Consider the following 10,809-nt stretch of genomic DNA (forward strand, 5'->3'; position numbering starts at 1 on the left):
CGCCGTGCGCCTCGGCGTCGGGAGCGACTCGCGCATCGGCAAGCGCTTTCTCTATCCCGGGCCGGGATACGGGGGTTCGTGCTTCCCGAAAGACGTGCAGGCGCTCATCCGCACCGCCGCCGAATCGGGGCAGCACCTGCGTATCCTCGAAGCCGTCGAGGACGTGAACCACGATCAGAAGGAAGTGCTGGTGGGCAAGATCGTCGGCACGTTCGGCGACGACCTGAAGGGCCGGCACTTCGCGTTGTGGGGCCTCGCATTCAAGCCCAACACCGACGACATGCGCGAAGCGTCGAGCCGCCGCCTGATCGAGGCGCTGCTCCTGCGCGGCGCGACGGTCACCGCGTACGATCCGATCGCAACCGACGAAGCGAAGCGCGTGTTCGCACTCGACCTCAAGGGCGCGCCGGAACTGCTCGCGCGCCTGACGTTCGCCGCGAGCCAGGACGAGGCGCTCGTGGGCGCGGACGCGCTCGTGATCGTGACGGAATGGACGGCCTTCAAGGCGCCGGACTTCGCCTACCTGAAGTCGGTGCTCAAGTCGCCGCGTATCTTCGACGGACGCAATCTCTATGAGCCGGACGCCATGGCGGAACTCGGCATTGACTATTACTCGATTGGGCGGCCGCATGCCAAGCTCGCAACCGACGCAACCCCCGCAGTCTGATATCGCCGCCACGGCGCAGGCGCCCGCCATCGAGCGGGTGCCGCGCGAGAAGCTCGCGCGCTCGCGCGTGCTGGTGGTCGGCGACGTCATGCTCGACCGTTACTGGTTCGGCGACGTCAACCGCATCTCGCCCGAAGCGCCGGTGCCTGTCGTGCATGTGCAGCGCCAGGAAGACCGCCTCGGCGGCGCGGCGAACGTCGCGCGCAACGCGGTGGCGCTCGGCGCGCAGGCGGGCCTGCTGTGCGTGGTCGGCCATGACGAGCCGGGCGAGTGCATCGTCAAGCTGCTCGGCGAGAGCGGCGTCAACGCGTTTCTCGAACGCGATCCCGCGCTGCCCACCACGATCAAACTGCGTGTGCTGTCGCGCCAGCAGCAGTTGCTGCGTGTGGACTTCGAAAACACGCCCGCGCACGAAGTGCTGCTCGCGGGCCTTGCGCGCTTCGACGCGCTTTTGCCGGAGCACGACGTGGTCCTCCTGTCCGACTACGCGAAGGGCGGGCTCACGCACGTGACGAAGATGATCGCGATGGCGCGTGCAGCGGGCAAATCGGTGCTGGTCGATCCGAAGGGCGACGACTGGGAGCGCTATCGCGGCGCGAGCGTCATCACGCCGAACCGCGCGGAGCTGCGCGAAGTCGTGGGCACGTGGAAATCGGAGGACGATCTGCGCGTGCGTGTGACGAAGCTGCGCAAGGAACTGCAATTCGACGCGCTGCTGCTCACGCGCTCGGAAGAGGGCATGACGCTCTTCACCGACGAAGGCGTGCTGCACGCGCCCGCCGATGCGCGCGAAGTATATGATGTGTCGGGTGCCGGCGACACGGTGATCGCGACCGTTGCGGTCTCGCTGGGCGCAGGCCTGCCGCTCGTACAGGGCGTCGCGCTGGCGAACCGCGCTGCGGGCATCGTGGTCGGCAAACTCGGCACGGCCACCGTCGACTACGACGAACTCTTTCACTGATATTGCGCACACGGTGCGCTTTTTGCGCGCCGTGTGTGCGGTGGGTGCGCGGCTGGTGCCGGGCACGACTTCTTCTTGACAGGCACACCATGACCCTCATCGTGACCGGCGCGGCCGGCTTCATCGGCAGCAACATCGTCAAGGCGCTCAACGAACGCGGCGAAAACCGCATCATCGCCGTCGACAATCTCACGCGTGCCGACAAGTTCAAGAATCTCGTCGACTGCGAGATCGACGACTACCTCGACAAAACCGAGTTCGTCGAGCGCTTCGCGCGCGGCGACTTCGGCAAGGTGCGCGCGGTGTTCCACGAAGGCGCCTGTTCGGACACGATGGAGACCGACGGCCGCTACATGATGGACAACAACTTCCGTAATAGCCGTGCGATCCTCGATGCGTGCCTCGCGCAGCGCACGCAGTTCCTGTATGCGTCGTCGGCGGCGATCTACGGCGGTTCGAGCCGTTTCGTCGAGGACCGCGAAGTGGAAGCGCCGCTGAACGTCTACGGCTATTCGAAGTTCCTGTTCGACCAGGTGATCCGCCGCGTGCTGCCCACCGCGCAAACCCAGATCGCGGGCTTTCGCTATTTCAACGTTTATGGCCCGCGCGAGACGCACAAGGCTCGCATGGCGTCGGTGGCGTTCCACAACTTCAACCAGTTCCGCGCCGAAGGCCGCGTGAAGCTCTTCGGCGAGTACAACGGCTACGCAGCGGGGCAGCAGACGCGCGACTTCGTGTCGGTCGAAGATGTCGTGAAGGTGAATCTGTTCTTCTTCGATCACCCCGAGAAGAGCGGTATTTTCAACCTCGGCAGTGGCCGCGCGCAGCCGTTCAACGATATCGCGAGCACGGTCGTCAACACGCTGCGCGCGATGGAAGGCGCAGCGCCGCTTACGCTCGACGAGCAGGTGAAGCAAGGTCTGATCGAGTACATCGCGTTCCCCGACGCGCTGCGCGGCAAATATCAGTGCTTCACGCAGGCCGATCTGACGAAGCTGCGCAACGCGGGCTACGACGCACCGTTCCTCAGCGTGCAGGAAGGCGTCGATCGTTACGTACGTTGGCTGTCCGGCCAGGTTTAACGCACAGCGGCTTCTTTCTAAACTGGACTCTCCCTGCCGGCGATGGTCGTCGGCAGGCGGTTTAAAGGGAGCTCCAGCATGATCAGAAAAGCACTTGCGGCGATTTTGCTGCTCGCTGCATTCGGCCAGGCGTTCGCCGCGGTCGACGTCAATACGGCCAACGAAGACGCCCTGCGCGGCATCAAAGGCATCGGTCCCACGCGGGCCAAAGCGATCCTCGACGAGCGCAGCGCGCACGGCCCGTTCAAGGACGCCGCCGATCTCGCTAAACGCGTGAAGGGCATGGGCGGTCATACCGTTGAACGTTTGCAGGCCGAAGGATTGTCGCTCGGGCCGGCGAATGCGCCAGCGGGCAAAAGCGGCGGGGCGAAGCAGGCAACGCCAGCGAAAGCCGCGACGCCCGGCCAGCCCGCGACCACGGTGACAGTCAAGAAGTAGCGCGGCGCCCGCGTATTCATGCAGGTCAGTCAGGCACGGCACCAACCCTGAACGGTTAGTCTCCTTCAGGCGCCGCTTCGGCGGCGTTGACCCGCGGCCCAGGCCGCGGGGCTTTTTGAATGCTTCGTTTGCGTGCAACGTGTAGACCGCGATCACGCAATGCGGGCGCGCAGGTGTGTGTGCCGGTGCGTTGTCCGCTTCACTGTCAGGGCTCCCCTACGTTGCTGTGCCGTGTGGTTTAGAATCGACACATCATGTTACCTGCGCTTTGCCCTGTGCATTGCGCCCGACCGCACTCAGCCATGTCATACAAGACCATTGAAGACACGATCGGCAACACGCCGCTCGTACAGCTTGTCCGCCTCCCGGACGACGAAATCCGCGCCCGCAACAACGTCGTCCTCGCCAAGCTCGAAGGCAACAATCCGGCGGGCTCGGTGAAGGACCGTCCGGCGCTCTCGATGATCCGCAAGGCGGAAGAGCGCGGCCGCATCAAGCCGGGCGACACGCTGATCGAAGCGACGAGCGGCAATACGGGCATCGCGCTCGCCATGGCCGCGGCGGTGCGCGGCTACAAGATGGTGCTGATTATGCCCGAGGATCTCTCCGTGGAGCGCCGTCAGAGCATGGCGGCCTACGGCGCGGAGATCCTGCTCACGCCTGTGAAGGGCGGCATGGAATACGCGCGCGATCTGGCCGACCAGATGCAGCGCGACGGCAAGGGCATCATCCTCGACCAGTTTGCGAACCCGGACAATCCGCTCGCGCATTACGAGGGCACCGGTCCCGAAATCTGGCGCGATACGGAGGGCCGCATCACGCACTTCGTTTCGTCGATGGGCACGACCGGCACGATCATGGGCGTGTCGCAGTATCTGAAGGAGCAGAACCAGGCGATCGAGATCGTCGGCGCGCAACCGGAAGAGGGCTCGCGCATTCCGGGCATCCGCAAGTGGCCCGAGGCGTATATGCCGAAGATTTTCGACCGCAGCCGCGTCGACCGCGTCGAGAACGTGAGCCAGGCCGCAGCCGAAACCATGGCGCGCCGCCTGGCTTCCGTTGAAGGCATTTTTGCGGGGATTTCGTCGGGCGGCGCGTGCGAAGTGGCGATGCGCCTTGCGCGTCAACTGGAGAACGCGACAATCGTGTTCATCGTCTGCGATCGCGGCGACCGCTATCTCTCGACGGGCGTGTTCCCGGCCTGAAGTGTCGCGCGGCGTGCGGGCGGCGGTGCTGCGATTGCTGCCCGCGCCCAACGCCGCGTGTGACGTGAGGTGATGTGTAGTGATGCGAGGCGGCTCGCAGCCGCCCTGTAGACCCGCCGTTACTGCTGGCCCGCGCCCGGTGCCGGTACGGCCTTCGGTGCGTTCCCGCCATTCACCGATCCAGCAGACCCATTCGCAGACCCGTTTCCGATTCCCGGTACCGCACCTGCGCCGTTAGCTGCACCGTTACCCGGGTCGATACCATTCCCGGTTCCATTCCCGTTATTCGGCTGCGCCGCCAGCATCTGCGCCTTCACGCGCTGCCCCAACTGATACACGGCGAGCGCATAGAAGAAGCTGCGGTTATAGCGCGTGAGCACATAGAAGTTCTTCAGGCCGAGCATGTACTCGGTCGCGCGCCCCGGCGTCGGCAGATCGATCACCGTGACGGGCGTGCCCGCTTCGGTTGCGATGTCCAGATCCGGTTCGTTCAGCAAGAGCCCTGAACGCAGCAGTTGTTCCAGCGGCCAGCGCGGAGTCGGCTGACCATCGGCCGCGGCCTGCGCAATGCCCTGGCTGCCCGCGTCAGCGGCGATCTTCCACACCACCGGGCGGCCCGTCTCCCAGCCGTTCGACTTCAGATAGTTCGCGACACTGCCGATCGCATCGGCCTTGCTTGCGCGCAAGTCGATATGATTGTTGCCCTCGAAATCGACCGCGTACTGCACGATGCTGCTCGGCAGGAATTGCGGAATGCCGATTGCGCCCGTGTACGAGCCGAGCACCGACGACGGGTCGATCTGCGCATCGCGCGTCCACACCAGATAGTCTTCGAGATTCTTGCGGAAGGTCGCTTCGCGATCGGCGCGGTTCGGTGTGTTCGGGTAGTCGAATGCGAGCGTCGTGAGCGCGTCGAGCACGCGGAAATTGCCCATGTAGCGCCCGTAGATCGTCTCGACGCCGATGATGCCGACGATCACCTCCGGCGGCACGCCGAACTGATCCGCCGCGCGCTGCAGCGTGGCCTGGTTTTCGCGCCAGAATTTCACGCCCGCGTTGATGCGCACCGGATCGAGAAAGCGCGCCTGGTATGCGCGCCAGTTCTTGATGCTGGGCGTGGGCGACGGCGTGACGAGCTTGACCGCCGTCGCCGAATAGCTCGCGCTTGCGAACAGCGCATGCAGCGCGTTCGGGTCGAAGTCGTAGCGGGCGACCATGTCGTTGATGAACGCATCGACGGTCGGATTGTTCGCATAACGCTGCGGGACGATCTCCTCTTCGAATGTCTGTCCCTGCGATGCCGGCGTCTGCGGCTGTGCCTGCGCGACGATGAGTTGCGGGTGCTGCAACGTCTGCGCGTGTGCGTTGCCGCTCGCGAGCGGCAACGCGGTACTGAATGCAAGGGCAAAAAGCGTGGTAAGCGTGGTTCGCAGGCGGCCGGAGGCAGACAGAGCGGACTTGAGCGTCATGGGAAGCGGAGTGGTCGGTGCGAGGGTAGAGGATCCGGGGCAGTATACCTGAGCGCCTTGGGGGAAAGAGCGGGGAAACAGCGCGGAAAGAGCGGGGGAAACGGTGTATTTCCGGCAATCACGGTGCTGTCATGAAAGGCCGCTGTGGTAACGTGTTGGCTGTTCGCGCGCAATCTGGCGCACCCCGAGCATGGAGACACGGCGACGCGCACGCCGCGGCAAATACAACGATGACAACCGGATTTTTCTCGCACCCCGACTGTCTGCTGCACGAAATGGGCGAATGGCATCCTGAATGTCCGGCTCGCCTGCAGGCCATCGAAGATCAACTGATTGCAAGCCGTATCGACGCGCTGTTCGAGCGCGACGAATCCGCACCGCTCGCAGACGAAGCCTCTCTATTGCGCGTGCATACGCAGGCGCATATCGACTTCATTCGCAAGACCTCGCCGATCGAAGGCTATGCCGCGATCGACCCGGACACGTCGATGAATCCGCACACGTGGCAGGCGGCGTTGCGCGCCGCGGGCGCCGCGATGGCCGCCACCGACGCCGTGATCGCGGGCCGCTACGAGAATGCGTTTTGCAGCATCCGGCCGCCGGGACATCACGCCGAGCCCGATCGCGCGATGGGTTTTTGCTTCTTCAACAACATTGCCGTCGCGGTGCGTCATGCGCTGGAAGTGCACGGACTCTCGCGTGTTGCGGTCATCGATTTTGACGTACATCACGGAAATGGCACGGAAGCGGCATTCGTGGGCGAGTCGCGCGTGCTGATGTGCAGCTTCTTCCAGCACCCGTTCTATCCGTTCTCGGGCGCCGACGAGGTGCGGCCGAATATGGTCAACATCCCGCTGGCGGCGCGCACGAAGGGCATGGACGTGCGCGAGGCCATCGATCTGCTGTGGCTGCCGCGACTGCACGCATTCAAGCCGGAGATGATATTCATCTCGGCGGGTTTTGACGCGCACCGCGAGGACGATCTCGGCAACATGGGTCTCGTCGAGGACGACTTCGCGTGGATCACCGATCAGTTGCGCATGATTGCGGAACGCTACGCGAAGGGCCGTATCGTGAGCTGCCTCGAAGGCGGCTACAACCTATCGGCGCTCGGCCGCAGCGTAGTCGCGCATCTGCGCGCGCTCGCCGATCTCTGATCGCGCGGCAACGCGTAGTACCTCGCGGCACTGCGCGGCGCCTCACGTCGACTTGCCGCGCAGGCGCGTTGCTCGAATCGCGCTGCGCGTAGCGTGTGCCGTCGACCGGTGAGCGCGCGAAAAATACCATCGACATTCAAGGAGACACGACATGAACGCGCATCCGTCCTCAGCGGCCACGACCGGCGCCGAACTGCCGCTCGTCGAACTGACGCACGACGCTTACGGCGTCCCCGGCGTCGTGCTGCTCACGCTCAATCGCCCCGATGCGTTCAATGCGCTCTCCGAAGCGCTCATCGACGCGCTGCAGGAACAGCTGAGCGCGCTTGCGTCGTCGGCGGCGCGCGTCGTCGTGATTGCCGGCGCGGGGCGTGCGTTCTGTGCGGGGCACGACCTCAGGGAAATGCGCGCGGCGCCGTCGCACGACTACTACACGCGACTCTTCGCGCGCTGCTCGAAGATGATGCTGACGATCCAGAAGATGCCGCAGCCGGTGATCGCACGCGTGCACGGCGTCGCGACCGCGGCGGGCTGCCAGCTCGTGGCGATGTGCGACCTCGCCGTTGCAGCCGACACCGCGCGCTTCGCCGTGTCGGGCATCAACCTGGGCCTCTTCTGCTCGACGCCCGCCGTGCCGCTCACGCGCAACGTTTCGCGCAAGGCGGCGTTCGAGATGCTGATGACGGGCGAGTTCATCGACGCTGCGACGGCGCAGCGCGAGGGCCTCGTGAACCGTGTGGCCGCCACGGACGGACTCGATGCCACCGTGAGCGCGCTCGCGAAGAGCATCTGCGCCAAGTCGCGCGAGGCCGTCGAGGCGGGCAAGGGGCTCTTTTACAGGCAGCTCGAAATGGGCATCGAGGCCGCGTATCAACTGGCCGGTCAGACGATGGCCTGCAACATGATGACCGACCCTGCGCTCGACGGCGTACAGGCGTTTGTCGAGCGACGCGGGCGCTGATCCGGCCGATCGTCGGAAGATTGTGGCCGCGCACGCCTGCTGCGGGTTTCTAATATTTCCCCGTTATGAAAATATCGGAATTGATTATTAAAAGGAATTTTACGGGCCAGGGTAAAATCGCGGTCTGAATTCAGACCAGCAACGGCGGCTGTCTGCCTGCACACGACGATTCCGGCGAGTCCGCACGATTCGCCCGGACATCGACAGTGCGCGGCACGCCCGCCGTTTTGTTTTTTCCATGATCGAAATACGCAATGTGTCGCAGCGTTTTGCCGGGCCAACGGGCTGGGTCGAGGCGCTGCACAACGTCAATCTGACGGTTCCGCCGGGCGAAGTGTTCGGCATCATCGGGCGCAGCGGTGCGGGCAAGAGCACGCTCGTGCGCACCATCAACCTGCTCACGCGGCCCACCGAAGGCGACATCGTCGTCAACGGCCGCACCCTCACGTCGCTCGCGCCCGCCGCCCTGCGCGAGGCGCGCCGTGAGATCGGCATGATCTTCCAGCACTTCAATCTGCTCTCGTCGCGCACCGTGTTCGACAACGTCGCGTTGCCGCTCGAACTCGCGGGCATGAAGCACGCGCAGATCGAAGAGGCGGTGCTGCCGCTGCTCGAACTCGTCGGGCTCGCCGCGCAGAAGGACCGCTATCCGTCGCAGATCAGCGGCGGGCAGAAGCAGCGCGTCGGTATCGCGCGCGCGCTCGCGAGCAAGCCGAAGGTGCTGCTCTCCGATGAAGCGACCTCCGCGCTCGACCCCGAAACGACCCGCGCGATCCTCGACTTGTTGCGCAAGATCAATCGCGAGCTGAATCTGACGATCGTGATGATCACGCACCAGATGGAAGTGATCAAACAGGTTTGCGACCGCGTGGCCGTGCTCGAAGCGGGCCGCGTCGTGGAGACGGGGCCGGTCATCGACGTGTTCCTGCAGCCGCGCCACGAAGTCACGCGCGCGCTGCTCGGCGACGTCATTGCGCAGGAACTGCCGCCCGCACTCAAGGTGCGCGTGGCCGAGCGCCTCTCGAAAGGCCACGGCCATCTGCTGCGGCTGGCGTTCACGGACACGGGCGTCGACCAGCCCGTGCTTTCGGAGACGATCCGCCGCTTCGAACTCGATTTCACGATCCTGCACGGCCAGATCGACGAGATCCAGGGGCGCCCGTTCGGCTCGCTCGCGGTGCTCGCGGGCGGCGATCCGGTCAAGGTGGTGCAAGCGGTGAGCTGGCTGCGCGAGCAGGGCGTTGTGGTGGAGGAACTGTCCCATGTTGAGTGAAATGTTCGACATGTTTGTCCAGTCGTTCTGGGAGACGCTCGTGATGGTGGGCATCTCGGGCGTCGTCGGCGCTGCTGCCGGCCTGCCGCTCGGCGTGCTGCTCTATCTCACCGATCGCGACGGCGTGCTGCAGAACCTCGCCGTGAACCGCGTGATGGGCGTGATCGTCAACGCCGTGCGCTCGACGCCGTTCATCATCCTGCTCGTCGCCGTGATTCCGTTTACGCGCCTCGTGGTGGGCTCGTCGATCGGGACGGCCGCCGCCGTCGTGCCGCTTACGATTGCCGCTGCGCCGTTCATCGCGCGCCTCGTCGAAACGGCGCTGCGCGAAGTCGACCGCGGCCTGATCGAAGCCGCGCTCGCCATGGGTGCGAGCACGCGCCAGATCGTCTTCAAGGTGCTGCTGCCCGAGGCGCTGCCGGGCGTCGTCGCGGGCCTCACGATCACGTTTATTTCCCTCGTCGGCTATTCGGCGATGGCTGGCGCGATCGGCGGCGGCGGACTCGGCGACCTCGGCATTCGCTACGGCTACCAGCGTTTCGAACCGGAAGTGATGCTGATCGTCGTCGTGATCCTGATCGTGTTCGTGCAACTCGTGCAGTCGTTCGGCGACTGGCTCGTGCGGCGGCTGAGCCACAAGTAATCGGTCGCTCCCCATATAAACAACGCGAAAACAACGCAAAACACGGGTCGGGTACGCAATAGCGGGTCCGGCGGCGCGGTAAGCGCCGCCGGGTGATAGGGCGGCATGCCGGACCCGGTTTTAGAGACAGTTAGAGATAACAATCGGGATCCGGGCTTGAAGCCCGGGTTTTTTTCGGCTTAAAATCGCACGACCGTTCGCTACTGTCGACCCAGGGCGCAGAAGCGGTTGTTCGTGAAAAGTGCCGGCGGTAGTCGCGCGCGTCAGGGCGCTCGCTATAATGTCCGCCAGGTTGACGTATTCGTAACTTCGGAGCATGTGAATGAAAGTCCTTGTGCCAGTCAAGCGCGTAGTCGATTACAACGTGAAAGTCCGCGTGAAGTCGGACGGCACGGGCGTCGATATCGCAAATGTGAAGATGTCGATGAACCCGTTCGATGAAATCGCCGTGGAAGAGGCGGTGCGTCTGAAAGAAGCGGGTGTCGCAACCGAAGTGATCGCCGTGTCGTGCGGCGTCGCGCAGGCGCAGGAAACGCTGCGCACGGCGCTCGCGATCGGCGCGGATCGCGCGATCCTCGTCGAATCGAATGAAGACCTGCAGCCGCTGGCTGTCGCGAAGCTCCTGAAGGCGCTCGTCGACAAGGAGCAGCCGCAGCTCGTGATCCTCGGCAAGCAGGCCATCGACGACGATTCGAACCAGACCGGCCAGATGCTCGCCGCGCTCGCGAACCTGCCGCAGGCGACGTTCGCCTCGAAGGTTGTTGTCGCAGACGGCAAGGCCACGGTATCGCGCGAAGTGGACGGCGGCGCGGAAACGCTGTCGCTCAAGCTCCCGGCGGTCATCACCACCGACCTGCGCCTGAACGAGCCGCGCTACGTGACGCTGCCGAACATCATGAAGGCCAAGAAGAAGCCGCTTGAGACCGTCAAGCCGGAAGACCTCGGTGTGGACG

Annotated in this window: 11 protein-coding genes; 10 read left to right on the top strand and 1 reads right to left on the bottom strand. The window is 64.6% G+C overall.

The genetic code is table 11. The annotated features are described in order from the left end of the window. The 5 genes from Q0L30_RS13710 to cysM form a co-directional block, all read left to right on the top strand. Positions 1-667 (top strand): UDP binding domain-containing protein (locus Q0L30_RS13710; protein ID WP_296657087.1); only part of this gene is annotated, 667 nt, incomplete at its 5' end. Next, positions 630-1,628: a D-glycero-beta-D-manno-heptose-7-phosphate kinase gene (rfaE1, locus tag Q0L30_RS13715; protein ID WP_296657090.1), complete on the top strand. Its 999-nt coding sequence runs from the start codon at positions 630-632 to the stop codon at positions 1,626-1,628. The genes Q0L30_RS13710 and rfaE1, both read left to right, overlap by 38 nt. A gap of 89 nt (positions 1,629-1,717) precedes the next feature. Continuing rightward, a complete protein-coding gene (rfaD, locus tag Q0L30_RS13720) occupies positions 1,718-2,710 on the top strand; it encodes an ADP-glyceromanno-heptose 6-epimerase (protein ID WP_296657092.1) in 993 nt (330 codons plus the stop codon). Between the two features lie 78 nt (positions 2,711-2,788). Then, the gene (locus Q0L30_RS13725) at positions 2,789-3,148 is read left to right on the top strand and encodes a helix-hairpin-helix domain-containing protein (RefSeq protein ID WP_296657094.1); all 360 of its coding nucleotides are present in this window, start codon (positions 2,789-2,791) and stop codon (positions 3,146-3,148) included. A gap of 302 nt (positions 3,149-3,450) precedes the next feature. After that, entirely contained in the window at positions 3,451-4,353 is a 903-nt protein-coding gene (gene cysM, locus Q0L30_RS13730) for a cysteine synthase CysM (protein ID WP_296657097.1), read from the top strand. Positions 4,354-4,472: 119 nt separating this feature from the next. On the opposite strand, the gene mltB is transcribed toward cysM, so the two are convergent. Continuing rightward, positions 4,473-5,822, bottom strand: coding sequence for a lytic murein transglycosylase B (gene mltB / locus Q0L30_RS13735; RefSeq protein ID WP_296657099.1), 1,350 nt, complete (start codon positions 5,820-5,822; stop codon positions 4,473-4,475). A gap of 230 nt (positions 5,823-6,052) precedes the next feature. Between mltB and Q0L30_RS13740 the strand changes: the two genes are divergently transcribed. The 5 genes from Q0L30_RS13740 to Q0L30_RS13760 form a co-directional block, all read left to right on the top strand. Beyond that, entirely contained in the window at positions 6,053-6,979 is a 927-nt protein-coding gene (locus Q0L30_RS13740) for a histone deacetylase family protein (RefSeq protein WP_296657101.1), read from the top strand. Between the two features lie 151 nt (positions 6,980-7,130). Further along, positions 7,131-7,940, top strand: a complete 810-nt coding sequence (locus tag Q0L30_RS13745) for an enoyl-CoA hydratase (RefSeq protein ID WP_296657103.1) — start codon at positions 7,131-7,133, stop codon at positions 7,938-7,940. A 238-nt stretch (positions 7,941-8,178) separates the two neighbouring features. Next, the gene (locus tag Q0L30_RS13750) at positions 8,179-9,213 is read left to right on the top strand and encodes a methionine ABC transporter ATP-binding protein (RefSeq protein WP_296657106.1); all 1,035 of its coding nucleotides are present in this window, start codon (positions 8,179-8,181) and stop codon (positions 9,211-9,213) included. After that, positions 9,203-9,856, top strand: a complete 654-nt coding sequence (locus Q0L30_RS13755) for a methionine ABC transporter permease (protein WP_293034068.1) — start codon at positions 9,203-9,205, stop codon at positions 9,854-9,856. Before Q0L30_RS13750 ends, Q0L30_RS13755 begins: the two co-directional genes overlap by 11 nt. A 322-nt stretch (positions 9,857-10,178) precedes the next feature. Then, a partial coding sequence (locus Q0L30_RS13760) for an electron transfer flavoprotein subunit beta/FixA family protein (protein WP_296657110.1) occupies positions 10,179-10,809 on the top strand: 631 nt, incomplete at its 3' end.

It is taken from the genome of Paraburkholderia sp. (assembly GCF_024281035.1).
Taxonomy (GTDB): Bacteria; Pseudomonadota; Gammaproteobacteria; order Burkholderiales; family Burkholderiaceae; genus Paraburkholderia.

What these genes read in the sequence shown, in the direction of transcription:
- rfaE1 (WP_296657090.1), top strand. Translation starts at nt 630, where the DNA reads ATGCCAAGCTCGCAACCGACGCAACCCCCGCAGTCTGATATCGCCGCC.
- Q0L30_RS13725 (WP_296657094.1), top strand. Translation starts at nt 2,789, where the DNA reads ATGATCAGAAAAGCACTTGCGGCGATTTTGCTGCTCGCTGCATTCGGC.
- mltB (WP_296657099.1), bottom strand. Translation starts at nt 5,822, where the DNA reads ATGACGCTCAAGTCCGCTCTGTCTGCCTCCGGCCGCCTGCGAACCACG.
- Q0L30_RS13745 (WP_296657103.1), top strand. Translation starts at nt 7,131, where the DNA reads ATGAACGCGCATCCGTCCTCAGCGGCCACGACCGGCGCCGAACTGCCG.
- Q0L30_RS13750 (WP_296657106.1), top strand. Translation starts at nt 8,179, where the DNA reads ATGATCGAAATACGCAATGTGTCGCAGCGTTTTGCCGGGCCAACGGGC.
- cysM (WP_296657097.1), top strand. Translation starts at nt 3,451, where the DNA reads ATGTCATACAAGACCATTGAAGACACGATCGGCAACACGCCGCTCGTA.
- Q0L30_RS13740 (WP_296657101.1), top strand. Translation starts at nt 6,053, where the DNA reads ATGACAACCGGATTTTTCTCGCACCCCGACTGTCTGCTGCACGAAATG.
- Q0L30_RS13755 (WP_293034068.1), top strand. Translation starts at nt 9,203, where the DNA reads ATGTTGAGTGAAATGTTCGACATGTTTGTCCAGTCGTTCTGGGAGACG.
- rfaD (WP_296657092.1), top strand. Translation starts at nt 1,718, where the DNA reads ATGACCCTCATCGTGACCGGCGCGGCCGGCTTCATCGGCAGCAACATC.